The sequence below is a fragment of the Streptomyces sp. NPDC086766 genome (genome assembly GCF_044746005.1).
In the GTDB taxonomy this organism is placed as follows: Bacteria; Actinomycetota; Actinomycetes; order Streptomycetales; family Streptomycetaceae; genus Streptomyces.
This window is the reverse complement of sequence record NZ_JBIVBI010000012.1, coordinates 24030-49598: the sequence shown is the minus strand read 5'-3', so window position 1 is coordinate 49598 and position 25569 is coordinate 24030. Positions and strand designations below refer to the sequence as shown.

Here is a 25569-nt window from a genome sequence, read left to right as displayed (position 1 = left end):
CGGGCACGGCCCCGGCGTCCGGGGTGTGCGCGGGCGCGGCCGAGCCCGGGGAGCCCGGGGACGCCGCGGCCGGAGGGGCCGGGGCGTTCGTCGCCGTGGGCGCCGGGGCCCGGGACGGCGCGGGCGGGCCGGCCGTAGGCGTCGTGGGCGTGTTCCGGGGCGTCACGCGGAGTCCGTCTCGGGGGATTCCGCGGGGCTGTCCTGCGAGCCGGGCGGACGGCCGGGCGGTGCGGGTACGACGGGGACCGGGCCCGCGCTGACGGGCGGCGGGGGAGCGCCGAACGCGGCCCGGCCGTACGCTCCGGCGTCGCCGGCGTTCCCCCGTGCCGCCGGATCGTAGGGAGCGGGCGGGGCGCCTCCGGGCGCGTACCCTCCGGGCGGCGGACCGGGCTGCGAGCCGGGGGCCTGTGGCGGGTGCGGGGGCGCGTACGGCTGCTGCCGGGGCACACCGGCGTACGGCGGCGCGCCCGCTCCCGCGGGCGGCGACTGCGGTCCCGCCCCGGCATACGGCTGCCCGGCCCCGGGGCCCTGCTGCCCCGGCCCCGTGTAAGGCGGCTGGGCGCCCGCGTCCGGCCCGGGCGGGACCCCGTAGGGCGGTGCGGAGGTCCCGTAGGGCTGCGCCGGCGGGGGCGGGGAGCCCGGGGATGCCTGGCCGTCGTACGGCGGTACGGGGGGCGCTCCCGGCGGCAGCGCACCCACCGGCGGTGTGAGCGAGGACTGCTCCTGCTGCTGGATCAGGCTGTCGACGTCGCGCAGCACCGACCGCGCCGACTCGGCCTTCTGGAAGTCCTCCATCGTGTCGCCCGCGATCAGTTCCAACTGGCGCCGGATGGTGCCGAGCTGGTCCTTGTGCAGGGTGCCGATCACCATCTTCGTGTCGCCGGGATGCTGGGCGAGGTGCAGCGCCCAGGCGGAGACGCCCCCGTGCTGCAGGTGGTACTGGTAGAACGCGATCTTCTGGGCCACCAGTTGCTGCGCCTGCTGGTGCCGCAGCGCCTCCAGCTCGTACTCCTGCCGTGCCTGCTTGAGCCGGAACTCGTGCTCGGGGTCGAGCATTTCGGCCTCGTACCGCAGGCTGCGCTTGCGCCGCCGGTGCGCGATCGCCTCGTCGTCCAGCCGCAGCCGCACCACGCAGGTCACCGCGAGCCCGGTGCCCGCGGCGAAGCGGCTCTCGTCCATGACCGCCTCCAGCAGCGCCTCTTCGGCGTCGGGGCTGTCCTCGATCGAGAAGCGCCGGGTGATGGGCCGCGCCAGTTGCTGCAACTCCCGGTCGAGCCGCGTCGGCACGTCCCGCTCGCCGCTCGCCACGTAGGCGACCGGGTCCGCCACGCGCCAGGTCAGGTCGGCGACGGCACCGAAGGAGAACGCGTCGTCGTCGCTGGGCAGCCGCATCTTCAGCTGCACCGGATGACTGCCCATGTCCACCTCGTACACCGAGGTGTAGCGCCGGGTCGCCGCCTCGGCGCGGCTCGGCCGCTGCGGTGGCATGAAGACGTCGTAGGACCCGCCGGCGGTGACGAAGACCAGCGCGTGGTCGATCGCGCCGACCTGTCTGCGGGCGACGTAGTCGAACCGGGAGATCGGACGCACGGTCAGGACCGGGTCGATCAGGGTGCTGTGCCGGTCGGCGTCCTGCTGCCACTCCGGCGGTCGGCGGAAGTCCGCCATGGGTCAACTCCTCTGCGAGTTACGAGAACAGGGGTCCTTCATCGGGCGGAAGCCGGGTGCAGCACCGTGAGCAGCCGGTCGGCCACCGGTGGGCGCGCGCCGCCGTCCTCCGCGCGAAGGGTGCGCAGTGCGTGGTCGAGGCGCTTGCGGTCGTCCGCCGTGACGACCAGGGCGGGCAGCAGCAGCTCCAGCGCCTGGGCGGCGTCCGCGCGGCGCCCGGCGACGTGCACCCAGGTGTGCAGGGCGTCGAGGGCCGCACGGGTTTGGGCGCGGTCGTTGAGCGCGGTGCGCCACAGAGTGGCCAGGTCGCGGGCCGAGTCCGTCTCGTACATGCCGGTCTCGGCGTACCAGCCGATGAGCGCGCCGTCCTCGGCGTTGTCGCAGGCGCGGACGAACGCGGCGAGGGCGAGCTCGCGGACCGCCGGGGTGTCGAGATAGAGCAGCCGTACGAACTCGGACAGCACCTCGCCGCGTCGCCGGCCCTCGGAGAGCAGCAGGGCCGCTGACTCGGTGAGGTTGTCGCGCTCCGGCTTGTTGCTGGCGTCGGCGCGGGCCCGGGCGGCGAGCGCGCCGAGGGCGGCACCGGCCAGGTCGGGGCGGAGCGGGGCGAGCAGTCCGAAGGCGCGGATGGCGGTCCAGCGGCGGCCCCAGTGGGGGTCCGAGCACCACTGGGTGAGCAGCCGGAGCACCACGGGCGCCCCGAGGAGCTGTGCCAGGGTCAGGGTGTTGGCGGCGGTGACACGCGGGCCGAAGGTGCGGGCGGTGGCCCAGCCGTCGACGAGCAGCGCGATCGCGGAGGGCAGGTCGGCGGCGGCGAGCAGGGCGGTGGCCGCGGCCGCGCGGGTGCGGACCAACGGGCGTCCGTCACGTGCCAGTTGTCTGAGCCAGGCCACCAGCGCGGGCCGGGCGGAGGGGTGGTGGTTCCACACCTCGGTGAGCAGCACGCGCGGGGTGCGTTCCTCGCGGAAGGCGGCCGTGAACTGGGGCACCGGCCCCCACTCGGTCTCCTCGCCGCGCAGCTCCCCGTCGGCCCGCGCGAGGGCGAGCCGGTCCTCGGCCGTCGGCCCGAACACCGGGATCTCCGGTGGCTGTTCGGGATTCTGCAACCGCTGCAGGTGCACGAAGAGCTGGTCGGCGAGCTCGGCGGCCAGGACGTACGGGGCCTGGTCGAAGACGGCCAGCGAGATGAGGAAGGCCTTGTCGCGCAGGCCGGTGTCCGGGTCGGCGAGCCAGTCGCGGCACTGCTTCTCGACCGCGGCCTGCCCGAAGTCCGCGAGCCGGGCCAGCGCCCGCTCACTCCCGTCGTACCCGGCCAGCGCGTCGGCGAAGGCGGCGGCCTCGGCGGGACGGCGGTCGCCGGCGGCCAGGAACGCGGCCACCGGGTCGAGGGCGAGCAGGTGGTCGGCGTCCGGTCTGCGGGGTAAGAGGTGGGCCCGTACGACCTCCGCCGCGCTCGGCGGGACCCACGGGCAGGGCGTGACGCCCGGCAGGTGGGGGGAGTTCTCGACGGTGACGACGAGGTGGCCGTCCACCTTCTCCAGCTGGTCGCGGGCCGCGTACAGATGGGTGTCGCGCAGCGGGCGGTTGCGGCTGACCGGCAGGTCGCGCAGGACGTACCCGCCGGGCCGGGTGAGCTGGGTGCTGAGCGCCGCGGGGGTGGTCTCGGGGTGCACGGCGTGCACGGCGGGCTCGTTCAGGCGGTGCAGCAGCATCAGCGCGGCGGCGTAGCGGCCGGTGGCGTGCGCGCCGGTCAGGACCAGGACCCGTTCCTCGCGCAGCCGCCGCAGGGCGCCGGCGAAGGCGGGGCCGTCGGCGAAGACGGCGGCCAGGGCGTCCAGCCGGGCCCGCGGGATCTCTCCGGAGGCGTCCGGGGCCGTGGCGGCGGGGCCGTGGTGGTGGATCTCGGTCCGGCCGCCGAGGTAGACGTCTCCGTCGACCCGGCCGCCGGAGACGCCGTGCTGGGCGCCGCCGACCAGGCTGCCGCCGAAGGCCGCGGTCTCCCCGAGGATGAACCCCGGGGTGTGCGCGAACAGCTCGCGCTGCGCGGCCCGCGCCTCCTGCGTGCGCTCCTCGGGCTCCGCGCCCTCCTCGGCGGGCGGTCTCCCCGGCTCCGGCGGGACGTCGGAGCCCGGGGGGACGCCGTCGGACGGACGCGCCGCCTCGGACACGGTCACGGGCCCTCTCCCGTCGTGCCGCCGAGGTGCACGTCGCCGGTGACCTGGCCGCCGGACACCCCGTGCTGGTCCCCGCCGACGAGGCTGCCGCCGAAGCGGGGCGACCCACTCCCGAAGTTGAACACCACGCCACCGGAGACGGACTGAGCGGGAGCCGCTTCCGACGCGGCGGGCGCTGCGGTCCCGGCGGCCTCGGCGGCCCCGGCCTGTGCGGGTGCCGCGGACGACGCGGTCCCCGCCGCGCCCCCGCCTGCCGTGACCGCCCCGCCGCCACGGGGAGGCGCCTCGGCACCCGCGGCGCCCGCACCCCCGCCCGCGCCGACCGGACGGGCGGCATCGGCGCTCGCGCCGACCGTGCGGGCGCCGGCAGTGGCCGTACTCCCGTCGGCGCCCGCACCACCCCCGGCTCCGGCACCGCCCGCGCCGCCGCCTCCGCCCGCCGGGACCGCGCCTCCGCCCGCCGGGACCGCGCCCACGGTGCCGGTGCCGTCCTCCGGGCGAGGGGCCGCCGCGGCCGGCACCCCCCGCTGCCCCGGTGCCGGGCCGTCCCCCGAGGGACCCGGCACCGGGGCCTCCCCCGCCCCCGTCCCACCGTGGCCGTCGCCGTCGCGCGGTACCGGGCCGTGCAGCCAGGCACGCATCGGGCCGTTCTTGCCGGTCAGGGTCACCGGATGGAATGCGGCGGCCCGCACGCCGGCGTGGTCGTGGCGCACGATCCCCAGGTGCACGCCCTCCGACACGCACAGCGCGAAGCCGTCCGCCCGCTCCCGCAGCGCCGCCCGCAGCAACGGGGCGTCGAGCAGCCGGCAGGCGTGGTTCAGGTCGGAGCCGACCCAGCCGCCGTGCGCGTCGACGGCGACGTACCCGGTGGCCACCACGCCCCGCAGCCGGATCTGCGCCGTGCTCGACGCCAGCCGGTTGTACCCGTGGAGCTGGGCCGGCACCTCGGTGAGCAGGGCCCGCAGCAGCGCCGGGACCGAGGCGTTGGCGTCGATCAGCTCCATCACGGAGTCGCCCCGGTCGGCCCGCGACCGCAGGGTCTCGTCGATGCCCGCGTGTTCCAGGGCGCGGTCGGCGATGTCGTAGAGCACACGGCGCAGATACGCCTGTTCGACGTCGTCCCGGTCGCTGTACTTCTCGATGTCGAGCAGGAGGATGGTCCGGCTCACGGGGTCGGTCATGGTCGCCTTTCGGTGGCTCGTGTGCGTGGCGGCTCCCGCCGCGCGGTCAGAAGAGTGGCGTCCGGGGCGCGCGTGACGTGAGGGCGGATGACCCAGTCGGACTGTGACCGTGTGCACAGAAGGCAGCAAGCCCTCTGCTTCCGCGCACCCGCCCCGGTCGCCTCAGCGGCCCGGCTCCGCGCGGGCGATCCGGCGCAGCACGTCCGGCCGCACGATCACCAGCGCCCGGCGCCCGGTGGTCACCGCGCCGCGCTCCCGCAGCTCCTTCAGCAGCCGCTGCACCATCTCCCGGGAGGCCCCCACCGACCCGGCGAGCTCCTGCTTGCTGAGCGGTACGGAGAGTTCGACGCCCTCGGCGGTGCGCCGGCCGTGGGTGCGGGCCAGGTCCAGCAGCAGCGTCGCGAAACGCTCCCGGACGCTCATCGAGGCGAACTCCAGCCGGCGCCGGTCGGCGGCGCGGGTGCGGTCGGAGGCCAGGCCGAGCAGGGCGAAGGAGGCGGCGGGGGAGCGGGCGAGGAAATCGGTGAAGCGCTCGCGCGGGACGGCGACCGTCCGCACCTCCTCCAGCGCGGTCACGGTCGCCGAGCGGGTGCGCCCGGTCAGCGCGGCCGACTCGCCGACGACGTCGCCGGGTCCGCGCAGGGCGAGCAGCGCCTCGTACCCGTTGGCGGCCGACGCGGTCACCTTGGTCCAGCCGCGCACGAGGAACAGCACGTGCGAGGAGGGCTCGCTCTGGTGGATCAGCACCACCCGGGGCGCGAAGGACAGCTCGTGGCCGAGCCCGAGCAGCGCGGCCCGGTCCGCCTTCTCCAGCCGGGCCAGGAACGGCACCCGGTCGTCCAGTCCCTCGTCCCCCGGTATGCCCCCCGGCACGTCTCCCGGTGTGTCGGGTAAGCGACCAGCAGTCATCGAACCCTCGTCCCCCCATCGGCACAGCGACCGCTCAACGTACTGAAGCGAGAAGCCGGACGAGACGAGAACGAGTGGGATTCACGCGTACGCGGCACACTGAGCGGGAAAGAAGGCGGACAAGTCCGGCGTGTCGGGGTGGGCTCCATTTGTTTTGACCGAAGTCCGTGAGGTAGGTACGCTCAGACCTTGTGCCTGGGGTGTGCCCTGGCCCTCGTGCGTGCCTTCGACCGCACGGGGAGCCGCCATCGGCCACCGCAATCCGCGCCTCTTTCTGCCGTGCGGCGGGAGTTCGCGAGATTCGACACACCCGACCGCGTGGGTCGGTGACGTTCCAGGTTAGCTGTACCCATCGGCACACAGAAACCGGAGAAGTAGTGCCTACGATCCAGCAGCTGGTCCGCAAGGGCCGGCAGGACAAGGTCGAGAAGAACAAGACGCCCGCACTCGAGGGTTCCCCTCAGCGTCGTGGCGTCTGCACGCGTGTGTTCACGACCACCCCGAAGAAGCCGAACTCGGCCCTCCGCAAGGTCGCGCGTGTGCGTCTGACCAGCGGCATCGAGGTCACCGCTTACATTCCGGGTGAGGGACACAACCTGCAGGAGCACTCCATCGTGCTCGTGCGCGGCGGCCGTGTGAAGGACCTGCCGGGTGTTCGCTACAAGATCATCCGCGGCTCGCTCGACACCCAGGGTGTCAAGAACCGCAAGCAGGCTCGCAGCCGTTACGGCGCCAAGAAGGAGAAGTAAGAATGCCTCGTAAGGGCCCCGCCCCGAAGCGCCCGGTCATCATCGACCCGGTCTACGGTTCTCCTCTGGTGACCTCCCTGATCAACAAGGTGCTGCTGAACGGCAAGCGCTCCACCGCCGAGCGCATCGTCTACGGCGCCATGGAGGGCCTGCGCGAGAAGACCGGCAACGACCCGGTCATCACGCTGAAGCGCGCTCTCGAGAACATCAAGCCGACCCTCGAGGTCAAGTCCCGCCGTGTCGGTGGAGCCACCTACCAGGTCCCGGTCGAGGTCAAGCCCGGCCGTGCCAACACCCTGGCGCTGCGCTGGCTCGTGGGCTACTCCCGCGCCCGCCGCGAGAAGACCATGACCGAGCGTCTGCTCAACGAGCTCCTCGACGCGTCCAACGGCCTCGGCGCCGCTGTGAAGAAGCGCGAGGACACCCACAAGATGGCCGAGTCCAACAAGGCCTTCGCGCACTACCGCTGGTAGTCGCTACCCACATCGAGACCGAGAGAAGACTGAAGCCTTATGGCTACCACTTCACTTGACCTGGCCAGGGTCCGCAACATCGGGATCATGGCCCACATCGACGCGGGCAAGACGACCACCACCGAGCGGATCCTGTTCTACACCGGCGTTTCGTACAAGATCGGTGAGGTCCACGACGGCGCCGCCACCATGGACTGGATGGAGCAGGAGCAGGAGCGTGGCATCACGATCACCTCTGCTGCCACCACCTGCCACTGGCCGCTCGAGGACAACGACTACACGATCAACATCATCGACACGCCGGGTCACGTCGACTTCACCGTCGAGGTGGAGCGTTCCCTGCGCGTGCTCGACGGTGCCGTGACCGTGTTCGACGGTGTCGCCGGTGTCGAGCCCCAGTCCGAGACGGTGTGGCGTCAGGCCGACCGCTACGGCGTGCCGCGCATCTGCTTCGTCAACAAGCTGGACCGTACCGGCGCCGAGTTCCACCGCTGCGTGGACATGATCTCGGACCGTCTCGGTGCCCAGCCGCTCGTCATGCAGCTGCCGATCGGTGCCGAGGCCGACTTCAAGGGCGTTGTGGACCTGGTCCGCATGAAGGCGCTCGTGTGGTCCGCCGAGGCGGCGAAGGGCGAGATGTACGACGTCGTCGACATCCCGGCCACGCACACCGAGGCCGCCGAGGAGTGGCGCGGCAAGCTGGTCGAGGCCGTCGCGGAGAACGACGAGGAGATGATGGAGCTGTTCCTGGAGGGCCAGGAGCCCACCGAGGAGCAGCTGTACGCGGCGATCCGTCGCATCACCATCGCCTCCGGCAAGTCCAGCGACACCACGGTCACCCCGGTGTTCTGTGGCACCGCGTTCAAGAACAAGGGCGTTCAGCCCCTGCTCGACGCGGTCGTGCGCTACCTCCCGACCCCCCTCGACGTCGAGGCCATCGAGGGCCACGACGTGAAGGACCCGGAGGTCGTGGTCCGGCGCAAGCCGTCGGACGACGAGCCGCTGTCCGCCCTCGCGTTCAAGATCATGAGCGACCCGCACCTGGGCAAGCTCACCTTCGTCCGGGTCTACTCGGGCCGCCTGGAGTCCGGCACCGCGGTGCTGAACTCCGTCAAGGGCAAGAAGGAGCGCATCGGCAAGATCTACCGCATGCACGCCAACAAGCGTGAGGAGATCGAGTCGGTGGGCGCCGGCGACATCGTCGCCGTCATGGGCCTGAAGCAGACCACCACCGGTGAGACGCTCTCGGACGACAAGGCCCCGGTGATCCTGGAGTCCATGGACTTCCCGGCGCCGGTCATCCAGGTCGCCATCGAGCCCAAGTCCAAGGGTGACCAGGAGAAGCTGGGTGTCGCCATCCAGCGTCTCGCGGAGGAGGACCCCTCCTTCCAGGTCCACTCGGACGAGGAGACCGGCCAGACCATCATCGGTGGTATGGGCGAGCTGCACCTCGAGGTGCTGGTCGACCGTATGCGCCGTGAGTTCAAGGTCGAGGCCAACGTCGGCAAGCCGCAGGTCGCGTACCGCGAGACGATCCGCAAGGCCGTCGAGCGCGTGGACTACACCCACAAGAAGCAGACCGGTGGTACCGGTCAGTTCGCCAAGGTGCAGATCGCGATCGAGCCCATCGAGGGCGGCGACGCCTCGTACGAGTTCGTGAACAAGGTGACCGGTGGCCGCATCCCGAAGGAGTACATCCCTTCGGTCGACGCCGGTGCGCAGGAGGCCATGCAGTTCGGCATCCTCGCCGGCTACGAGATGACGGGCGTCCGCGTCACGCTCATCGACGGTGGCTACCACGAGGTCGACTCCTCCGAGCTCGCGTTCAAGATCGCCGGTTCGCAGGCCTTCAAGGAGGCCGCGCGCAAGGCCAGCCCCGTGCTGCTCGAGCCGATGATGGCCGTCGAGGTCACCACGCCCGAGGACTACATGGGTGAGGTCATCGGCGACATCAACTCCCGCCGTGGCCAGATCCAGGCCATGGAGGAGCGGGCGGGTGCCCGCGTCGTGAAGGGCCTCGTGCCCCTCTCGGAGATGTTCGGTTACGTCGGCGACCTGCGCAGCAAGACGTCCGGCCGTGCGAGCTACTCCATGCAGTTCGACTCCTACGCCGAGGTTCCGCGGAACGTCGCCGAGGAGATCATCGCGAAGGCCAAGGGCGAGTAACTCAACCGAGTTCCAGCCTTTAGGCTTGACTCCGGAGCCTCGCGGGGCATTCCACCCCTTCCGCGACGAAGCGGGTGGGATGCCCCGGAGATCCGGGCCATCCAGCAAAGATCACCTGGCGCCGATGAAGTAAGGCGTACAGAACCACTCCACAGGAGGACCCCAGTGGCGAAGGCGAAGTTCGAGCGGACTAAGCCGCACGTCAACATCGGCACCATCGGTCACATCGACCACGGTAAGACGACCCTCACGGCCGCCATTACCAAGGTGCTGCACGACGCGTACCCGGAGCTGAACGAGGCCACCCCGTTCGACAACATCGACAAGGCGCCCGAGGAGCGTCAGCGCGGTATCACCATCTCCATCGCGCACGTCGAGTACCAGACCGAGGCGCGTCACTACGCCCACGTCGACTGCCCGGGTCACGCGGACTACATCAAGAACATGATCACCGGTGCGGCGCAGATGGACGGCGCCATCCTGGTGGTCGCCGCCACCGACGGCCCGATGCCGCAGACCAAGGAGCACGTGCTCCTGGCCCGCCAGGTCGGCGTTCCGTACATCGTGGTCGCCCTGAACAAGGCCGACATGGTGGACGACGAGGAGATCCTGGAGCTCGTCGAGCTCGAGGTCCGTGAGCTCCTCTCCGAGTACGAGTTCCCGGGCGACGACGTTCCGGTCGTCAAGGTCTCCGCGCTGAAGGCGCTCGAGGGCGACCCGAAGTGGACCCAGTCGGTCCTGGACCTCATGAACGCCGTCGACACCGCGATCCCGGAGCCGGAGCGCGACGTCGACAAGCCGTTCCTGATGCCGATCGAGGACGTCTTCACCATCACCGGTCGCGGTACGGTCGTCACCGGCCGCATCGAGCGTGGTGTCCTCAAGGTCAACGAGACCGTCGACATCATCGGCATCAAGACCGAGAAGACCACCACCACGGTCACCGGCATCGAGATGTTCCGCAAGCTGCTCGACGAGGGTCAGGCCGGTGAGAACGTCGGTCTGCTGCTCCGCGGCATCAAGCGCGAGGACGTCGAGCGCGGCCAGGTCATCATCAAGCCGGGCTCGGTCACCCCGCACACCGAGTTCGAGGCGCAGGCCTACATCCTGTCCAAGGACGAGGGTGGCCGCCACACGCCGTTCTTCAACAACTACCGTCCGCAGTTCTACTTCCGTACCACGGACGTGACGGGCGTTGTGACCCTCCCCGAGGGCACCGAGATGGTGATGCCGGGTGACAACACCGAGATGAAGGTGGAGCTCATCCAGCCCATCGCCATGGAAGAGGGCCTGAAGTTCGCCATCCGCGAGGGTGGCCGCACGGTGGGCGCCGGCCAGGTCACCAAGATCACCAAGTGAGCCTCGCTCTCTTGACGGTCTGACCCTCCGGGGTCGCCTGACCTGAAGAGGCCCGTACGACTCCGGTCGTACGGGCCTCTTCGCGTTCCGCGCCATACGCGCTCGGGTGGTTGTACGGCGGGGCGTTGTGGACCCGCCCCGGTTCGATCACCGCCCCGCCCCCGAACAGCGCGACGAGGAGTCGGGCGACCAGACCTCAAGGGAGATCGCCGCATTCACCGTGCTGCACGTGAGCGACCTGCGGCAGGCACGGCCGGTCGACGGACGTGACCAGCCTTTCCGGCCACAGCACTAGCTCTCGCGCTTGTCCTCGTACCGTGGCAGGTTCTTCGTCGAGATCGTCCACTCCGCGATGGTGACGTCTTCTCCGTACACGAAGTCCTTACGGGTCGCGTACCGCAGTCCCTCCGGGGTCCGGTGGATCTCGGAGAGGACCGCCCCAGTCCCTGTGCGGGGGTCGAAGATCACGTAGGTGGGGATGCCGATCAGTGGGTAGTCGCGCATCTTGGTGACCCAGTCGTTGTCAGGATTGGACTTGGAGACCACTTCAATGGCAGCGACGAGGGCACGAGGGTCGATAGACCCCTCGACATCCAGGTCGGTCCACGCGATGACCATCACGTCAGGGTGGCGCATGATGCCCTCGGGCTCGTCTTCCACATCGGGTGTGCCGGTATGAGCCAGCAGCTCGTCCGGCATGACCCTCTCCAGACGGCGGCTGATGTGAGCGGCCGTGACCTCGTGGGGTCCTCCGGGCGACATCATGTCGTGAACGATCCCTTCCTTGGTGATCTCGAATTTGCCCGGGAGGGTGTCGTCCATCGACTGAACGAAGTCCCGCATGGTCCGGTACAGGTGGGAGGCGCTCCGTCGCGCGTTGTCCGAGGCGATGGTCATGGCGCTCGCTCCTCGTCGTCTGTGCCCAGGGGCAAGGATCGTTCACGTTCATGCTAGGCGGCTTCCGGGAGAGCGGATCGGCAGTCGCGGCAGCGTCCCGGTTCGGGGGCGCGGAAGCCGCGGTCGCAGTTGGCGCAGTTCTGCATGGGGTGCCGTACGGGTGGTGGGGCGGCCGGGGCGCGGAACGGGGGTGGGGGCGGCAGCTGGGCCGTGAGGCGGTGGGCCAGGAAGGCGGCCGGGCGGCGTACGCCCTCGGGTGGCAGGGCGTCGGCCAGGGCGCGGCGTACGACGGTCGCGGGCACCTCGCGTTGCAGCCAGGCGGCGACGCCCGGGGCCAGGTGGGCCGTGTCGCAGGCGCTGAGCAGGAGGCTCGGGTCTTCACGGTGCAGGGTGGCGAGGAGGTCCGTGGCCGTCTGGAGGACGGTGGGGGAGGGGTACGCCGGCTGCGGAACCGGGGGGAGGGGGTGCTTCTTACGGGGGTCGCGGGGCTTCCTGCTCCTGGGCGGGTGTTCCTCGTGCGCCCGGTCGCCCGTGTCGGCGGCGGGGGCGGGCTTGTGGTGGCGGGCGATCTCGCGGGTCTTCGGTTGGTTGCAGGAGATCGTGCGGGTGACGATCCTGCCGCCGGGGGTGTGTTCGCGGACGCGGCGCAGGTAGCCGTGGGCCTCCAGTTCGCGCAGTCCGGCGGCGATGCGGGTGCGGCCCTCCGGGAAGCGTTCGGCGAGGGTCTTGATGTCCACGGGAGCGTTCGTGGGCAGCGACTGGATGTGCACGGCCAGCGCGATGGCGACGAGTGACAGTTCGGGGTGCTGGGCGAGGTGGTTGCCGATCACCGTGAAGCGGGTGGTGTGGCGGGTGTTGTCGTGCGTGACGCCGTAGGCGCGGGGGCGGGGGCGAGTACGCGTGCGTGGATTCGCCCGGGAGGGGGGTTCGTCGGCGACAACGGCTGACTGGGCGTGCGGAGGCACGCTAGGGTCTTGGGTACCCATCGGGAAGACTCGACCTTCTCGGTGGCCAGGCCCTCGATCGGGATTGCGAGTCCCGGCCGGGGGCCGATGCATGTGTGCGGTTGTTTGCGCTGAGAGTAGGGCAGTTGGGGGCCCTGAAATCCAGCCGAGCCGGTCATGTTCACCCGCCCGAGTGAGCGCGCCTCACGGGCGGGAGGGGTGGGGCTTGGCGGGGTTCTTCCTCCCTCACGTTCCTTGGGAAAAGGAGTCGGCGGCGCCGGGGCCCGTGGGTGCGGGTTCCGGGGCTGAGCAGCGCACTTCTGCCCATACGGTCTTGCGCGGGAAGCGGTCCTCGCTCACGCCCCAGCGGTCCGCGAGCGCGTCCACGAGGAGCAGGCCGCGGCCCGACTCGGCGTCCCCTGCTGGGCGTTGAGGTGCGGGGCGGCGGTCACCCCGCGTGTCCGTGACCTCGATTCGGAGTGTGCCGCCGACCACGTAGAGCGTCAGCCGGAAGTCCCGCCCGGGGACGCGGCCGTGCGTGACGGCGTTGGCCGCCAGTTCGGCCACGAGGTGCTTCGCGGTCTCCGTGGGCAGCCCCCAGCGGCGCAGTTGTGTCTCCGCGAGCAGTCGGGCCAGGCGGGCTCCGCGCCTCGTGGACGACAGCAGCACGGTGAAGTTGGGGCAATGGGTGGCTGGTTGGGCCGAGGTCTCGGTTGCGGCGATTTCCTGGTTCACGTCACTCAGCGTGGCCGACGACGTCTGTCGTGAGGAGTGATCGAATGGTTGCGTACCGTGACTGTCGGCGGGTTGTCCGGTGCTGTCCGGGCTGTCGGCATCGTTGCCGCGGGTAGGGCGTCGCGGTACGGCGCGGGACTACGGAGGGGCGCGGTATGTCGGTGGACGGCGAGGCGGTAGGGCTCAGGGGCGAGGCGGACGAGCCGGGGTGGGAGGTGGACCCGGACGACGAGTGGGGCGTCGCCGTGATCACCACGGTGGGGCGGCAGTTGAAGCTGCGGAGGGAGGCAGCGGGGCTGCGGGCCGCCGAGTTCGGGGCTGCCGTGGGGTACGGCGAGGACCTGGTCTACAAGGTCGAGGGCGGGAAGCGGATTCCCCGCCAGGACTACTTGATTCGGGCCGACGAGGTGCTGAAGGCGGGTGGTCTCATCGCGGCGACGTGGGAGGACGTGAAGCGGGTCCGGTACCCGAAGAAGGTGCGGGAGCTGGGCAAGTTGGAGGCGCGGGCGGTCGAGATCGCCCTGTACGAGTGCCACATCATCCCTGGGCTGTTGCAGACGCCGGAGCACGCGCGGGCTGTGATCGGGGCAGCGCAGCCGCCGTACTCACCGGACGACGTGGAACGCATGGTGGCCGCTCGCCTGGCCCGGCAGACGGTCTTCGAGCGCGCGCCCGCTCCCGCCCTCAGCTTCGTCCTGGAAGAGGGGGTCCTGAGGCGTCCCGTCGGAGGCACAATGGCCGGGCGTCAGCAGCTCGAACGTCTGCTGGAGGTGGGCCGGTTGCACAACGTTGTGCTTCAGGTGATGCCGATGAACTCCGAAACCCACTCAGGCCTGGATGGCCGGATCGAACTGCTGAAGTTCCCGGACGGTACGGCGGTGGGCCGCTCCGAGGGCGCGTTCAACGGCCGGCCGACCTCCGAGCCCAAACACCTGCGCATCCTTGAGCTGCGTTATGGCACCATCCGGGCTCAGGCACTCTCGCCGGGGGAGTCGCTGGCCTTCATCGAGCAACTGCTGGGAGAGACATGATCCGCGAGATCAGTGCCGGGGACGCCTCCAAGTTGGCGTGGTTCAAGAGCAGCTACAGCGGAGGCAACGACGGCAACTCCTGCGTCGAGATCGCCACCAGCCCCGGCATGGTCCACGTCCGCGACTCCAAGCACACCGACGGCCCCCAGCTCACCTTCCCACCGACGACCTGGACCGCCTTCGTCCCGTACGCCTCCGCGGACTGAGGCCGGCCCCGCCATAGCGGCGTCGCCGAGGGATGCGGGGCTGTCCTCGCGGAGCGGGACACCTGGCTGGGCGTGCTGGCGAGCCCCGGCGATGGACAGAGCCTCACCCACTCCTCCAGTCGCCGCCGGGTGACGGGTGACGGACGGAGGGGAGACCGGTCATGGCGTCCGGGGTGGGACTGGGAGAGTGGCGAGGGTCTGCTGAGTCTCGATGATCCCGCGGAGTGGGATGCCGCGTTCGAGCGCGGCGAGCGGCGTCTCGGTACCGCGGTGATCGGGTTGGCGTTCCAGTGCCCGCTGGAGGAGGCGTCGCCGCGCATCGTCAGGGCGATGCGGTTGTCGGACCCTGCTCAGCGGGGGTTCGCGTTCACCGCGGCGGGCACCGCGGCGCGGCTCCGCGGTGAGCTGACGCCGGAGCTGTGCGCCGCCCTGCGCGCCGAGGGCCCCGGCGGCATCGCCGAGAACGCCATCAGGGACACCCTGACCTTCGTGCCGCTCCGGCGGCTGCCCTGGTGGTTCACGTGGCAGATGGTGCGGACAACCGTGCTGGACAAGTTGGATGCCTGGCGGCTGAGAGCCACGTTCGCGGCCGAGGACGCCTGGAAGGCCCTGCGCGGCCGTCGCGCCTGAGCGGCGTCGGGGCGGCGGCGATGGACTTCTCGTCTCCTCGTTGTCCGACCTGCCGTCTCTCGCGAAGAAAGTCCGTGCCACAGCTGCGTCGCGGAGGAGGGCGGCGTCCCCCGGGAAGTCCCACTTGTCCGGGCTCGGGGCCACCCGGGGGCGCGAAAACCGGGCTTGCGGTCGCCCCGGGTTTGACCCACGTCACCCTAGGGGTACTCTCTCCGCCCCGATTGGCCAGCCCCCCGCCCCATATGGCAGACTGTCCGAGTTGCTCGGTCGAGTGTTGATGCTGCGCGCCTCCCGCCGGGGGGACCGGAAGCGAGTCCCACAGTACTCGTCGCCCTAACTGCCTGATGGCAGCGCTGGGGCGGACGTACGGGAATCTTCCGGGAAGTGTCAGCGCGGCACCGGCCAGGCACCCGGTGGGCCTTCGCCCCCGGCTCGCGGTTCCGGCAGGGCCGTGTGCAATCCCGCAGGGATGTTCGGACAAGGGACATCCATGTCAGCGGGAGCGCGACACGCCCGACCGCGTGGGTCGGAGGAACGAAGACAGCAGCAAGGAAGCCACCGGGTTCCGGAGCGTAAGAGAGACAGGACTACTGAGTAGCCATGGCGGGACAGAAGATCCGCATCCGGCTCAAGGCCTACGACCACGAGGTCATCGACTCCTCGGCGAAGAAGATCGTCGAGACGGTGACCCGCACTGGTGCGTCGGTCGCGGGCCCGGTGCCGCTGCCCACTGAGAAGAACGTGTACTGCGTCATCAAGTCGCCGCACAAGTACAAGGACTCGCGCGAGCACTTCGAGATGCGCACGCACAAGCGCCTGATCGACATCCTCGACCCGACCCCCAAGACCGTTGACTCTCTGATGCGACTCGACCTCCCGGCCGGTGTCGACATCGAGATCAAGCTCTGAGGCCGGTGATCTGAGAGATGACCAAGCAGATCAAGGGCATCCTGGGCGAGAAGCTCGGCATGACGCAGGTGTGGGACGAGAACAACCGTGTTGTTCCGGTCACCGTCGTCAAGGCCGGCCCCAACGTCGTCACCCAGGTTCGTACGAACGACGTCGACGGCTACGAGTCGGTCCAGATCGCCTTCGGCGAGATCGACCCGCGCAAGGTGAACAAGCCCCTCAAGGGCCACTTCGCCAAGGCCGACGTCACCCCTCGCCGCCACCTCGTCGAGATCCGCACCGCGGACGCCTCCGAGTACACGCTGGGCCAGGAGATCTCCGCTGAGGTCTTCGAGGCCGGCGTGAAGGTCGACGTGACCGGCAAGAGCAAGGGCAAGGGCTTCGCCGGTGTCATGAAGCGTCACAACTTCAAGGGCCTCGGCGCCGGACACGGCACCCAGCGCAAGCACCGCTCGCCCGGTTCCATCGGTGGCTGCGCCACCCCGGGCCGCGTGTTCAAGGGCCTCCGCATGGCGGGTCGCATGGGCAACGAGCGGGTCACCACCCAGAACCTGACCGTCCACGCCGTTGACGCGGAGAAGGGTCTGCTGCTCATCAAGGGCGCGGTTCCCGGTCCGAACGGCGGCCTCGTCCTGGTCCGCACCGCGGCCAAGGGGGCCTGAGGTACCGATGAGCACTGTTGACATCCTTTCGCCTGCAGGCGAGAAGACCGGTAGCGTCGAGCTCCCCGCGGAGATCTTCGGCGTGGAGAAGATCAGCATCCCGCTGATCCACCAGGTCGTCGTCGCGCAGAACGCCGCTGCCCGCCAGGGCACGCACAAGACCAAGCGTCGCGGTGAAGTCCGTGGTGGCGGCAAGAAGCCGTACCGCCAGAAGGGCACCGGTCGCGCCCGTCAGGGTTCGACCCGCGCGCCGCAGTTCGCCGGCGGTGGCGTCGTCCACGGCCCGCAGCCGCGTGACTACTCGCAGCGGACCCCGAAGAAGATGAAGGCCGCGGCCCTGCGCCACGCCCTCACCGACCGGGCCCGCCACAACCGCATCCACGTCGTCTCCGGCGTGGTCGAGGGCGAGATCTCCACCAAGGCCGCCAAGACGCTGTTCGGCAAGATCAGCGAGCGCAAGAACCTGCTGCTCGTCGCCGACCGCTCCGACGAGGCCGCGTGGCTGTCCGCCCGCAACCTGCCCCAGGTCCACATCCTGGAGCCGGGCCAGCTGAACACGTACGACGTTCTCGTCTCGGACGACGTGGTCTTCACCAAGGCCGCTTTCGAGTCCTTCGTCGCCGGCCCGAACAAGGCCAACGACACCGAAGGGAGCGAGGCCTGATGGCTACGCGTCACCCCTCCATCGCCTCGAAGGCCGCCAAGGCCGCCAAGGCCGCGCGCGTCGCCAAGGCGCGCCGTCACGCCGCCGAGGGTAAGAACACCGTCGAGACCCCGCTGAGCAAGTCGTACACGGACCCCCGTGACGTCCTGCTGAAGCCGGTCGTCTCGGAGAAGAGCTACGCGCTCCTCGACGAGAACAAGTACACGTTCATCGTCGACCCGAACGCCAACAAGACCCAGATCAAGCAGGCCGTCCAGGCGGTCTTCGAGGTCAAGGTCACCGGGGTCAACACGATCAACCGCCAGGGCAAGCGCAAGCGCACCAAGACCGGCTTCGGTCAGCGTGCCGCCACCAAGCGCGCGATCGTGACCCTCGCCGAGGGCGACCGTATCGACATCTTCGGCGGTCCGACCGCCTGAGGGCGGTCCGGATCGTCCGATATCGGACGAGGACTGAGAAATGGGAATCCGCAAGTACAAGCCGACTACGCCGGGCCGTCGTGGTTCCAGCGTCGCCGACTTCGTCGAGGTCACGCGGTCCACGCCGGAGAAGTCGCTGGTCCGCCCGCTGCACAGCAAGGGCGGCCGTAACAACGCCGGTCGTGTGACCGTTCGCCACCAGGGTGGCGGACACAAGCGCGCCTACCGCGTGATCGACTTCCGTCGTCACGACAAGGACGGCGTGCCGGCGAAGGTCGCGCACATCGAGTACGACCCCAACCGCACCGCGCGCATCGCGCTGCTGCACTACGCCGACGGCGAGAAGCGCTACATCCTCGCCCCGCGCAACCTGCAGCAGGGCGACCGCGTGGAGAACGGTCCCGGGGCCGACATCAAGCCGGGCAACAACCTGGCCCTCCGCAACATCCCGGTCGGTACCACGATCCACGCGATCGAGCTCCGTCCCGGTGGCGGTGCCAAGTTCGCCCGCTCCGCCGGTGCCTCCGTGCAGCTGCTCGCGAAGGAGGGCTCGATGGCCCACCTCCGCATGCCTTCCGGTGAGATCCGCCTGGTCGACCAGCGCTGCCGCGCCACGGTCGGCGAGGTCGGCAACGCCGAGCAGAGCAACATCAACTGGGGCAAGGCCGGCCGCAAGCGCTGGCTGGGCGTCCGCCCGACCGTTCGCGGTGTGGCGATGAACCCGGTTGACCACCCGCACGGTGGTGGTGAGGGCAAGACCTCCGGTGGTCGCCACCCGGTCTCCCCGTGGGGTCAGAAGGAGGGTCGTACTCGTTCGCCGAAGAAGGCTTCGAACAAGTACATCGTCCGCCGCCGCAAGACGAACAAGAAGCGCTAGGAGCGGGTTTAGATGCCGCGTAGTCTCAAGAAGGGGCCCTTCGTCGACGACCACCTGATCAAGAAGGTGGACGCCCAGAACGAAGCCGGTTCCAAGAACGTCATCAAGACCTGGTCCCGTCGCTCGATGATCATCCCGGCCATGCTCGGCCACACGATCGCGGTGCACAACGGCAAGACCCACATCCCGGTGTTCGTCACCGAGTCGATGGTCGGCCACAAGCTCGGCGAGTTCTCGCCGACCCGCACCTTCCGGGGTCACGTCAAGGACGACCGGAAGTCGAAGCGCCGCTAGCAGCGGATCGCATTCAGACACGTAAGTAACTCTGAAGGGACAACCATGGAAGCCAGGGCCCAGGCGCGGTACATCCGCGTCACGCCCATGAAGGCCCGCCGTGTGGTGGACCTCATCCGTGGCATGGACGCCACGGAGGCCCAGGCTGTTCTGCGATTCGCTCCGCAGGCAGCCTCCGCGCCGGTCGGCAAGGTGCTCGACAGCGCCATCGCCAACGCCGCGCACAACTACGACCACACCGATGTCGACAGCCTCTTCATCTCCGAGGCGTTCGTCGACGAGGGCCCGACCCTGAAGCGGTTCCGTCCGCGTGCCCAGGGCCGTGCCTACCGGATCCGCAAGCGGACCAGCCACATCACCGTGGTCGTCAGCAGCAAGGAAGGAACCCGGTAATGGGCCAGAAGGTAAACCCGCACGGGTTCCGGCTCGGTGTCACCACCGACTTCAAGTCGCGTTGGTACGCCGACAAGCTGTACAAGGACTACGTCAAGGAAGACGTCGCCATCCGTCGGATGATGACGTCCGGCATGGAGCGCGCCGGCATCTCGAAGGTGGAGATCGAGCGCACCCGTGACCGCGTCCGCGTGGACATCCACACCGCGCGTCCGGGCATCGTCATCGGCCGCCGTGGCGCCGAGGCCGACCGCATCCGCGGCGACCTCGAGAAGCTCACGGGCAAGCAGGTCCAGCTGAACATCCTCGAGGTCAAGAGCCCCGAGACGGACGCTCAGCTGGTTGCTCAGGCCGTCGCCGAGCAGCTCTCCTCCCGCGTCTCCTTCCGTCGTGCCATGCGCAAGAGCATGCAGGGCACGATGAAGGCGGGCGCCAAGGGCATCAAGATCCAGTGCGGCGGCCGTCTCGGCGGCGCCGAGATGTCCCGCTCGGAGTTCTACCGCGAGGGCCGCGTGCCCCTGCACACGCTCCGCGCGAACGTGGACTACGGCTTCTTCGAGGCCAAGACGACCTTCGGCCGCATCGGTGTGAAGGTCTGGATCTACAAGGGCGACGTCAAGAACATCGCCGAGGTCCGCGCCGAGAACGCTGCGGCCCGTGCGGGTAACCGCCCGGCCCGCGGTGGCGCCGACCGCCCGGCCCGTGGTGGCCGCGGTGGCGAGCGTGGCGGTCGCGGTCGCAAGCCGCAGCAGGCTCCCGCTGCCGAGGCCCCCAAGGCCGAGGCTCCGGCTGCCGCTCCGGCTGAGAGCACCGGAACGGAGGCCTGACCGACATGCTGATCCCCCGTAGGGTCAAGCACCGCAAGCAGCACCACCCGAAGCGCCGTGGTCAGGCCAAGGGCGGTACGACGGTCGCGTTCGGCGAGTACGGCATTCAGGCCCTCACGCCGGCGTACGTGACCAACCGCCAGATCGAGGCGGCCCGTATCGCGATGACCCGCCACATCAAGCGTGGCGGCAAGGTCTGGATCAACATCTACCCGGACCGCCCGCTGACCAAGAAGCCCGCCGAGACCCGCATGGGTTCCGGTAAGGGTTCGCCGGAGTGGTGGATCGCGAACGTTCACCCGGGACGGGTGATGTTCGAGCTGTCCTACCCGAACGAGAAGATTGCGCGTGAAGCTCTGACTCGTGCGGCCCACAAGCTGCCGATGAAGTGCCGGATCGTCAAGCGCGAGGCAGGTGAAGCGTGATGTCGGTCGGTACCAAGGCGTCCGAGCTGCGCGAGCTGGGCAACGAGGAGCTTCTGGGCAAGCTCCGCGAGGCCAAGGAAGAGCTGTTCAACCTCCGCTTCCAGGCGGCGACCGGTCAGCTCGAGAACCACGGTCGGCTGAAGGCCGTCCGTAAGGACATCGCGCGGATCTACACCCTGATGCGTGAGCGCGAGCTGGGCATCGAGACGGTGGAGAGCGCCTGATGAGTGAGAGCAACGTGACTGAGCAGACTGCAGAGGCCCGCGGCTTCCGCAAGACCCGTGAGGGTCTCGTCGTCAGCGACAAGATGGACAAGACCGTCGTCGTCGCCGTCGAGGACCGCGTCAAGCACGCGCTGTACGGCAAGGTCATCCGCCGTACGAACAAGCTCAAGGCGCACGACGAGCAGAACGCCGCGGGTGTCGGCGACCGCGTCCTCCTGATGGAGACCCGGCCGCTGTCCGCCACGAAGCGGTGGCGCGTCGTCGAGATCCTCGAGAAGGCCAAGTAGGTAATTCCCGCAAGGGAATTCCAAAAGTACGTTCCTGCGGGGCATCCCTCGCAGGACAGTTCCGCCAGGCTCCGGGGGCCGCTCGCTGAGTGGCCCCCGGGGAACCGGCAGACAAACAGGAGATAGACGTGATCCAGCAGGAGTCGCGACTGCGTGTCGCCGACAACACTGGTGCGAAGGAGATCCTTTGCATCCGTGTGCTCGGCGGCTCCGGTCGCCGCTACGCGGGCATCGGTGACGTCATCGTCGCCACCGTCAAGGACGCGATCCCCGGTGGCAACGTGAAGAAGGGTGACGTCGTCAAGGCGGTCATCGTTCGCACCGTCAAGGAGCGCCGCCGTCCGGACGGCTCGTACATCCGCTTCGACGAGAACGCCGCCGTCATTCTGAAGAACGACGGCGACCCTCGCGGCACCCGTATCTTCGGCCCGGTGGGCCGTGAGCTGCGCGAGAAGAAGTTCATGAAGATCATCTCCCTCGCGCCGGAGGTGCTGTGAGCATGAAGATCAAGAAGGGTGACCTGGTCCAGGTCATCACCGGCAAGGACAAGGGCAAGCAGGGCAAGGTCATTGCCGCTTACCCGCGCGAGGAGCGTGTCCTGGTCGAGGGTGTCAACCGGGTCAAGAAGCACACCAAGGCCGGTCCGACCGCCAGCGGTTCCCAGGCCGGCGGCATCGTGACGACCGAAGCCCCCATCCACGTGAGCAACGTTCAGCTCGTCGTGGAGAAGGACGGCAACAAGGTCGTGACCCGCGTCGGTTACCGCTTCGACGACGAAGGCAACAAGATCCGCGTTGCCAAGCGGACGGGTGAGGACATCTGATGGCTACCACCACTTCCCCGCGTCTGAAGCAGAAGTACCGCGACGAGATCGCCCCGAAGCTGCGTGACGAGTTCAAGTACGAGAACGTCATGCAGATCCCGGGCCTCGTCAAGATCGTGGTCAACATGGGTGTGGGCGACGCCGCCCGCGACTCCAAGCTGATCGAGGGCGCCATCCGCGACCTCACCACGATCACCGGTCAGAAGCCGGCCGTCACCAAGGCCCGCAAGTCCATCGCGCAGTTCAAGCTGCGTGAGGGTCAGCCGATCGGTGCCCACGTCACGCTCCGTGGCGACCGCATGTGGGAGTTCCTGGACCGCACCCTGTCGCTCGCGCTGCCGCGCATCCGCGACTTCCGCGGCCTGTCCCCCAAGCAGTTCGACGGCCGTGGCAACTACACCTTCGGTCTCACGGAGCAGGTCATGTTCCACGAGATCGACCAGGACAAGATCGACCGCGTCCGGGGTATGGACATCACCGTGGTCACCACGGCGACCAACGACGCTGAGGGCCGCGCGCTCCTTCGTCACCTCGGCTTCCCGTTCAAGGAGGCGTGAGCGAGATGGCGAAGAAGGCTCTGATCGCTAAGGCTGCTCGCAAGCCCAAGTTCGGTGTGCGTGGCTACACCCGCTGCCAGCGCTGCGGCCGCCCGCACTCCGTGTACCGCAAGTTCGGCCTGTGCCGCGTGTGCCTTCGTGAGATGGCTCACCGTGGCGAGCTGCCGGGCGTGACCAAGAGCTCCTGGTAATTCCGGTAATTCGGGATTCCCAAGGCTCTCGGTAAGCATCTGGGTCGGCAGGAGCCCCATCCCCCATGCCTTAGGCTTGTGGGGTTGGGCGCCTGCCGCGCCCGTACGACTTACTACGCCGTAGGTCCACCGCGCCGCACCCGTCCCGTCTCGGATCGGGGAGAGGGATGGCGCACCAGGAAACCCCGGCGAGAGAGGCCGAAGGCCAATTCATGACCATGACTGATCCGATCGCAGACATGCTCACGCGTCTGCGGAACGCGAACTCGGCATACCACGACTCCGTGACGATGCCGGCATCGAAGATCAAGTCGCACATCGCGGAGATCCTCCAGCAGGAGGGCTTCATCACGGGCTGGAAGGTCGAGGACGCCCAGGTGGGCAAGAACCTCGTCCTGGAGCTGAAGTTCGGCCCCAACCGTGAGCGCTCCATCGCGGGCATCAAGCGGATCTCCAAGCCCGGTCTCCGGGTGTACGCGAAGTCCACCAACCTGCCGAAGGTGCTGGGCGGCCTCGGCGTGGCGATCATCTCCACGTCGCACGGGCTCCTCACCGACAAGCAGGCCGGCAAGAAGGGCGTGGGTGGGGAAGTCCTCGCCTACGTCTGGTAGCGGAAGGGAACGGAGGAAACAGCTATGTCGCGTATTGGCAAGCTCCCCATCACGGTTCCCGCCGGCGTGGACGTCACCATCGACGGCCGTACGGTCTCGGTCAAGGGCCCCAAGGGCGAACTGACCCACACCGTCGTGGCGCCGATCGAGATCGCCAAGGGCGAGGACGGCACCCTCTCGGTGACGCGCCCCAACGACGAGCGTCAGAGCAAGGCCCTGCACGGCCTGTCCCGCACGCTGGTGGCGAACATGATCACCGGCGTGACCCAGGGTTACGTGAAGAAGCTCGAGATCAGCGGTGTCGGTTACCGCGTCACGGCCAAGGGCGCGAACCTCGAGTTCGCGCTCGGCTACAGCCACCCGATCGTCGTCGAGGCGCCCGAGGGCATCACCTTCAAGGTGGAGGCCCCGACCCGCTTCCAGGTCGAGGGCATCGACAAGCAGAAGGTCGGCGAGGTTGCGGCCAACATCCGCAAGCTGCGCAAGCCCGACCCGTACAAGGCCAAGGGCGTCAAGTACGAGGGCGAAGTCATCCGCCGCAAGGTCGGAAAGGCGGGTAAGTAAGCCATGGCATACGGGCAGAAGATCCTCAAGGGCGACGCCTACAAGCGCGCCGCGATCAAGCGCCGTCACATCCGGATCCGCAAGCGGATCGCCGGTACGGCGGAGCGTCCCCGTCTGGTCGTGACCCGCTCCAACCGCCACATCGTGGCGCAGGTGATCGACGACCTGAAGGGCCACACCCTGGCGTCCGCGTCCACCCTGGACACGTCCGTCCGCGGTGGCGAGGGCGACAAGTCCGCGCAGGCCAAGCAGGTCGGCGCCCTGGTCGCCGAGCGTGCCAAGGCCGCCGGTGTCGAGGCCGTCGTGTTCGACCGTGGTGGCAACCAGTACGCCGGGCGCATCGCCGCCCTGGCGGACGCCGCCCGCGAGGCCGGACTCAAGTTCTGAGTCGGTTCCGTAGCTAGCGGAAACAGAGAGAGGTAATTCCAATGGCTGGACCCCAGCGCCGCGGTGGCGGTGCCGGTGGCGGCGAGCGGCGGGACCGGAAGGGCCGTGACGGCGGCGCAGCTGCCGCCGAGAAGACCGCGTACGTTGAGCGCGTCGTCGCGATCAACCGCGTCGCCAAGGTTGTGAAGGGTGGTCGTCGCTTCAGCTTCACCGCGCTGGTCGTGGTGGGCGACGGTGACGGCACCGTGGGTGTCGGATACGGCAAGGCCAAGGAGGTGCCGGCCGCCATCGCCAAGGGCGTTGAGGAGGCCAAGAAGCACTTCTTCAAGGTCCCCCGCATCCAGGGCACCATCCCGCACCCGATCCAGGGTGAGAAGGCTGCCGGCGTCGTGCTGCTCAAGCCCGCGTCGCCCGGTACCGGTGTTATCGCCGGTGGCCCGGTGCGTGCCGTGCTCGAGTGCGCCGGTATCCACGACATCCTGTCGAAGTCGCTCGGCTCCGACAACGCGATCAACATCGTGCACGCGACCGTGGAGGCCCTGAAGGGCCTGCAGCGTCCCGAGGAGGTCGCGGCCCGCCGTGGTCTGCCGCTCGAGGACGTCGCCCCCGCGGCCCTCCTTCGTGCGCGTGCCGGGGCGGGTGCGTAATCATGGCGCAGCTCAAGATCACGCAGACGAAGTCCTACATCGGCAGCAAGCAGAACCACCGCGACACCCTGCGTTCCCTGGGCCTCAAGCGCCTGGGTGACGTGGTCGTCAAGGAGGATCGTCCCGAGTTCCGCGGCATGGTGCACACCGTCCGCCACCTCGTGACGGTCGAGGAGGTCGACTGATCATGGCGGAGCAGAACCCGCTCAAGATCCACAACCTCCGTCCCGCCCCGGGCGCCAAGACCGCCAAGACCCGTGTCGGTCGTGGTGAGGCCTCGAAGGGTAAGACGGCCGGTCGTGGTACGAAGGGCACGAAGGCCCGCTACCAGGTTCCGGAGCGCTTCGAGGGTGGCCAGATGCCGCTCCACATGCGTCTCCCGAAGCTGAAGGGCTTCAAGAACCCGTTCAAGACCGAGTACCAGGTCGTGAACCTCGACAAGCTGGCCGCGCTCTACCCCGAGGGCGGCGAGGTCACGGTCGAGGGTCTGGTGGCCAAGGGTGCCGTTCGCAAGAACAGCCTCGTCAAGGTCCTCGGCCAGGGCGAGATCTCCGTGGCGCTGCAGGTGACGGTCGACGCCGTCTCCGGCTCCGCCAAGGAGAAGATCACCGCCGCCGGCGGTAGCGTCACCGAGCTCGTCTGACTCTTTCGGACGTCTCGATGACCTGAACGATCCCAACCGGGGA

35 protein-coding genes are annotated in these 25569 nt (G+C 69.3%); 28 read left to right on the top strand and 7 right to left on the bottom strand.

Annotated features, from left to right (window positions below; genetic code table 11):
* Window positions 1–162: 162 nt before the first annotated feature.
* The 4 genes from ACIPM1_RS22120 to ACIPM1_RS22105 form a co-directional block, all read right to left on the bottom strand.
* Window positions 163–1668 carry a hypothetical protein gene (locus ACIPM1_RS22120; protein WP_402437198.1) on the bottom strand — a complete coding sequence of 502 codons (1506 nt, stop codon included), beginning with the start codon at window positions 1666–1668 and terminating at the stop codon, window positions 163–165.
* Window positions 1669–1706: 38 nt separating this feature from the next.
* Window positions 1707–3842: a hypothetical protein gene (locus ACIPM1_RS22115; RefSeq protein ID WP_402437196.1), complete on the bottom strand. Its 2136-nt coding sequence runs from the start codon at window positions 3840–3842 to the stop codon at window positions 1707–1709.
* Window positions 3839–5023 carry a hypothetical protein gene (locus ACIPM1_RS22110; protein ID WP_402437194.1) on the bottom strand — a complete coding sequence of 395 codons (1185 nt, stop codon included), beginning with the start codon at window positions 5021–5023 and terminating at the stop codon, window positions 3839–3841. The genes ACIPM1_RS22115 and ACIPM1_RS22110 overlap by 4 nt, the downstream gene beginning before the upstream one ends.
* A gap of 162 nt (window positions 5024–5185) precedes the next feature.
* A complete protein-coding gene (locus ACIPM1_RS22105; protein ID WP_402437193.1) occupies window positions 5186–5896 on the bottom strand; it encodes a Crp/Fnr family transcriptional regulator in 711 nt (236 codons plus the stop codon).
* A gap of 413 nt (window positions 5897–6309) precedes the next feature.
* On the opposite strand from ACIPM1_RS22105, the gene rpsL reads away from it, so the two are divergent.
* From rpsL to tuf, 4 genes are all read left to right on the top strand, one after another.
* Complete coding sequence (gene rpsL / locus ACIPM1_RS22100) at window positions 6310–6681, top strand: 30S ribosomal protein S12 (RefSeq protein WP_003948652.1); 372 nt, start codon at window positions 6310–6312, stop codon at window positions 6679–6681.
* A gap of 2 nt (window positions 6682–6683) precedes the next feature.
* Window positions 6684–7154: a 30S ribosomal protein S7 gene (rpsG, locus tag ACIPM1_RS22095; RefSeq protein ID WP_003998848.1), complete on the top strand. Its 471-nt coding sequence runs from the start codon at window positions 6684–6686 to the stop codon at window positions 7152–7154.
* A 39-nt stretch (window positions 7155–7193) separates the two neighbouring features.
* Window positions 7194–9320: an elongation factor G gene (gene fusA, locus ACIPM1_RS22090; protein ID WP_402437191.1), complete on the top strand. Its 2127-nt coding sequence runs from the start codon at window positions 7194–7196 to the stop codon at window positions 9318–9320.
* A 165-nt stretch (window positions 9321–9485) separates the two neighbouring features.
* A complete protein-coding gene (gene tuf, locus ACIPM1_RS22085) occupies window positions 9486–10679 on the top strand; it encodes an elongation factor Tu (protein WP_356189326.1) in 1194 nt (397 codons plus the stop codon).
* Window positions 10680–10970: 291 nt separating this feature from the next.
* Here the strand turns inward: tuf and ACIPM1_RS22080 are convergent, their stop codons facing one another.
* The 3 genes from ACIPM1_RS22080 to ACIPM1_RS22070 all read right to left on the bottom strand — a co-directional run bounded on the left by ACIPM1_RS22080 (window position 10971) and on the right by ACIPM1_RS22070 (window position 13255).
* Entirely contained in the window at window positions 10971–11576 is a 606-nt protein-coding gene (locus tag ACIPM1_RS22080) for a Uma2 family endonuclease (protein ID WP_402437189.1), read from the bottom strand.
* Between the two features lie 53 nt (window positions 11577–11629).
* On the bottom strand, window positions 11630–12562 hold the full coding sequence (locus tag ACIPM1_RS22075) for a helix-turn-helix domain-containing protein (RefSeq protein WP_402437187.1): 933 nt from the start codon (window positions 12560–12562) through the stop codon (window positions 11630–11632).
* 204 nt (window positions 12563–12766) lie between these two features.
* Window positions 12767–13255 carry an ATP-binding protein gene (locus tag ACIPM1_RS22070; RefSeq protein WP_402437185.1) on the bottom strand — a complete coding sequence of 163 codons (489 nt, stop codon included), beginning with the start codon at window positions 13253–13255 and terminating at the stop codon, window positions 12767–12769.
* Between the two features lie 155 nt (window positions 13256–13410).
* Here ACIPM1_RS22070 and ACIPM1_RS22065 point away from each other — a divergent pair, with 155 nt between their 5' ends.
* From ACIPM1_RS22065 to rplO, 24 genes are all read left to right on the top strand, one after another.
* Window positions 13411–14286 (top strand): helix-turn-helix domain-containing protein, encoded by an 876-nt coding sequence (locus ACIPM1_RS22065; protein WP_402437183.1) that lies wholly within the window; start codon window positions 13411–13413, stop codon window positions 14284–14286.
* Window positions 14283–14492, top strand: a complete 210-nt coding sequence (locus ACIPM1_RS22060; protein WP_402437181.1) for a DUF397 domain-containing protein — start codon at window positions 14283–14285, stop codon at window positions 14490–14492. Before ACIPM1_RS22065 ends, ACIPM1_RS22060 begins: the two co-directional genes overlap by 4 nt.
* Window positions 14493–14762: 270 nt before the next feature.
* Window positions 14763–15122, top strand: coding sequence for a hypothetical protein (locus tag ACIPM1_RS22055; RefSeq protein ID WP_402437179.1), 360 nt, complete (start codon window positions 14763–14765; stop codon window positions 15120–15122).
* Between the two features lie 600 nt (window positions 15123–15722).
* The gene (rpsJ, locus tag ACIPM1_RS22050) at window positions 15723–16031 is read left to right on the top strand and encodes a 30S ribosomal protein S10 (RefSeq protein WP_003948644.1); all 309 of its coding nucleotides are present in this window, start codon (window positions 15723–15725) and stop codon (window positions 16029–16031) included.
* A 17-nt stretch (window positions 16032–16048) separates the two neighbouring features.
* The gene (gene rplC, locus ACIPM1_RS22045; protein WP_402437177.1) at window positions 16049–16693 is read left to right on the top strand and encodes a 50S ribosomal protein L3; all 645 of its coding nucleotides are present in this window, start codon (window positions 16049–16051) and stop codon (window positions 16691–16693) included.
* Window positions 16694–16700: 7 nt separating this feature from the next.
* Window positions 16701–17357 (top strand): 50S ribosomal protein L4, encoded by a 657-nt coding sequence (gene rplD / locus ACIPM1_RS22040; protein ID WP_402437175.1) that lies wholly within the window; start codon window positions 16701–16703, stop codon window positions 17355–17357.
* The gene (gene rplW / locus ACIPM1_RS22035) at window positions 17357–17776 is read left to right on the top strand and encodes a 50S ribosomal protein L23 (protein ID WP_356189308.1); all 420 of its coding nucleotides are present in this window, start codon (window positions 17357–17359) and stop codon (window positions 17774–17776) included. Before rplD ends, rplW begins: the two co-directional genes overlap by 1 nt.
* A gap of 40 nt (window positions 17777–17816) precedes the next feature.
* The gene (gene rplB / locus ACIPM1_RS22030) at window positions 17817–18653 is read left to right on the top strand and encodes a 50S ribosomal protein L2 (RefSeq protein WP_007494772.1); all 837 of its coding nucleotides are present in this window, start codon (window positions 17817–17819) and stop codon (window positions 18651–18653) included.
* 12 nt (window positions 18654–18665) lie between these two features.
* On the top strand, window positions 18666–18947 hold the full coding sequence (gene rpsS / locus ACIPM1_RS22025; RefSeq protein ID WP_010986346.1) for a 30S ribosomal protein S19: 282 nt from the start codon (window positions 18666–18668) through the stop codon (window positions 18945–18947).
* 45 nt (window positions 18948–18992) lie between these two features.
* The gene (rplV, locus tag ACIPM1_RS22020; RefSeq protein ID WP_402437172.1) at window positions 18993–19340 is read left to right on the top strand and encodes a 50S ribosomal protein L22; all 348 of its coding nucleotides are present in this window, start codon (window positions 18993–18995) and stop codon (window positions 19338–19340) included.
* Window positions 19340–20167 carry a 30S ribosomal protein S3 gene (gene rpsC, locus ACIPM1_RS22015; protein ID WP_037929573.1) on the top strand — a complete coding sequence of 276 codons (828 nt, stop codon included), beginning with the start codon at window positions 19340–19342 and terminating at the stop codon, window positions 20165–20167. Before rplV ends, rpsC begins: the two co-directional genes overlap by 1 nt.
* A 5-nt stretch (window positions 20168–20172) precedes the next feature.
* Window positions 20173–20592 carry a 50S ribosomal protein L16 gene (gene rplP, locus ACIPM1_RS22010; RefSeq protein WP_004927269.1) on the top strand — a complete coding sequence of 140 codons (420 nt, stop codon included), beginning with the start codon at window positions 20173–20175 and terminating at the stop codon, window positions 20590–20592.
* Window positions 20592–20816 carry a 50S ribosomal protein L29 gene (rpmC, locus tag ACIPM1_RS22005; RefSeq protein ID WP_389012224.1) on the top strand — a complete coding sequence of 75 codons (225 nt, stop codon included), beginning with the start codon at window positions 20592–20594 and terminating at the stop codon, window positions 20814–20816. Before rplP ends, rpmC begins: the two co-directional genes overlap by 1 nt.
* Window positions 20816–21103, top strand: coding sequence for a 30S ribosomal protein S17 (rpsQ, locus tag ACIPM1_RS22000; RefSeq protein WP_003992363.1), 288 nt, complete (start codon window positions 20816–20818; stop codon window positions 21101–21103). Before rpmC ends, rpsQ begins: the two co-directional genes overlap by 1 nt.
* Before the next feature lie 128 nt (window positions 21104–21231).
* Window positions 21232–21600 (top strand): 50S ribosomal protein L14, encoded by a 369-nt coding sequence (gene rplN, locus ACIPM1_RS21995; protein ID WP_003998823.1) that lies wholly within the window; start codon window positions 21232–21234, stop codon window positions 21598–21600.
* 2 nt (window positions 21601–21602) lie between these two features.
* Window positions 21603–21926, top strand: coding sequence for a 50S ribosomal protein L24 (rplX, locus tag ACIPM1_RS21990; protein ID WP_030930498.1), 324 nt, complete (start codon window positions 21603–21605; stop codon window positions 21924–21926).
* A complete protein-coding gene (rplE, locus tag ACIPM1_RS21985; protein WP_190181495.1) occupies window positions 21926–22483 on the top strand; it encodes a 50S ribosomal protein L5 in 558 nt (185 codons plus the stop codon). Before rplX ends, rplE begins: the two co-directional genes overlap by 1 nt.
* Before the next feature lie 5 nt (window positions 22484–22488).
* Window positions 22489–22674, top strand: coding sequence for a type Z 30S ribosomal protein S14 (locus ACIPM1_RS21980; protein ID WP_003948630.1), 186 nt, complete (start codon window positions 22489–22491; stop codon window positions 22672–22674).
* A 212-nt stretch (window positions 22675–22886) separates the two neighbouring features.
* Window positions 22887–23285 carry a 30S ribosomal protein S8 gene (rpsH, locus tag ACIPM1_RS21975; protein WP_356189299.1) on the top strand — a complete coding sequence of 133 codons (399 nt, stop codon included), beginning with the start codon at window positions 22887–22889 and terminating at the stop codon, window positions 23283–23285.
* Between the two features lie 24 nt (window positions 23286–23309).
* On the top strand, window positions 23310–23849 hold the full coding sequence (gene rplF, locus ACIPM1_RS21970; protein ID WP_402437168.1) for a 50S ribosomal protein L6: 540 nt from the start codon (window positions 23310–23312) through the stop codon (window positions 23847–23849).
* 3 nt (window positions 23850–23852) lie between these two features.
* Window positions 23853–24236: a 50S ribosomal protein L18 gene (rplR, locus tag ACIPM1_RS21965; protein WP_356189295.1), complete on the top strand. Its 384-nt coding sequence runs from the start codon at window positions 23853–23855 to the stop codon at window positions 24234–24236.
* Between the two features lie 41 nt (window positions 24237–24277).
* Window positions 24278–24883 carry a 30S ribosomal protein S5 gene (gene rpsE / locus ACIPM1_RS21960; RefSeq protein ID WP_015658456.1) on the top strand — a complete coding sequence of 202 codons (606 nt, stop codon included), beginning with the start codon at window positions 24278–24280 and terminating at the stop codon, window positions 24881–24883.
* Between the two features lie 2 nt (window positions 24884–24885).
* The gene (gene rpmD, locus ACIPM1_RS21955) at window positions 24886–25068 is read left to right on the top strand and encodes a 50S ribosomal protein L30 (RefSeq protein WP_009190145.1); all 183 of its coding nucleotides are present in this window, start codon (window positions 24886–24888) and stop codon (window positions 25066–25068) included.
* A 2-nt stretch (window positions 25069–25070) separates the two neighbouring features.
* Window positions 25071–25526: a 50S ribosomal protein L15 gene (rplO, locus tag ACIPM1_RS21950; protein ID WP_019753100.1), complete on the top strand. Its 456-nt coding sequence runs from the start codon at window positions 25071–25073 to the stop codon at window positions 25524–25526.
* Window positions 25527–25569: the final 43 nt, after the last annotated feature.